General features: G+C 47.8%; 1 protein-coding gene. It reads right to left on the bottom strand.

The window, feature by feature from the left end; all coding sequences use genetic code 11:
* Positions 1 to 290: plasmid recombination protein (locus KP705_RS16415; protein WP_252348433.1), on the bottom strand; the 290-nt coding region annotated here is incomplete at its 3' end.
* Positions 291 to 565: the final 275 nt, after the last annotated feature.

The following is a 565-nucleotide window of genomic DNA, read 5'->3' as shown; positions in this document are numbered from 1 at the left end:
GACCCCAAATACGCCTCCTGGTCAGCGTTCCGGTTCTCGAACGCGCCAGGTGAGGACGTGACCAGGTATTCGATGCACTGGACGGCGTTCTTGCGGATCTTCTCAGGTAGCGCCTTCTCGAACGCGATCATGCCCTGTTTGACGTTCTGCGGCCCGATCAGGTCATTGTCTGGCGTTCTCGTGGCGTCAGCGTTTGGCGTATCCTGCTCTCGGTAGGCGTGCTTCATGGACGCCCTGACGGACTTGGGCGATTTGAGTTTCTGAACCCGAAGAATGGCGAATTTTGACATGGTGTTTCAGCCCCCTTTTTTCAAAAGGTGGACTTACTACACAATTTGCAAGCAAATTGTCGTAAGCTGAAGAAGGAAACCCCTTCTTCAGATATATTCAGAAAGCTTCTTTTTTTGTCGGTAATGGCACATTTGGCTGACCGACAAACCATTCGTAGAGTGAAGGATCACTCGGAAGGCGAAGTGTCTCTAGAAGCACTTCATTATCTCGCACTATAGAAAATTCAAAAAATTCATCTAAATTTTCATCATGTAATTCCTTAAGATTTTTCCAA

The sequence above is a fragment of the Gluconobacter sp. P1D12_c genome, from assembly GCF_018812105.1.
GTDB classification, from domain to species: Bacteria; Pseudomonadota; Alphaproteobacteria; order Acetobacterales; family Acetobacteraceae; genus Gluconobacter; species Gluconobacter oxydans_A.
Note: the sequence above shows the minus strand (reverse complement) of the source record. Positions and strands in the feature narration are given on the sequence as shown.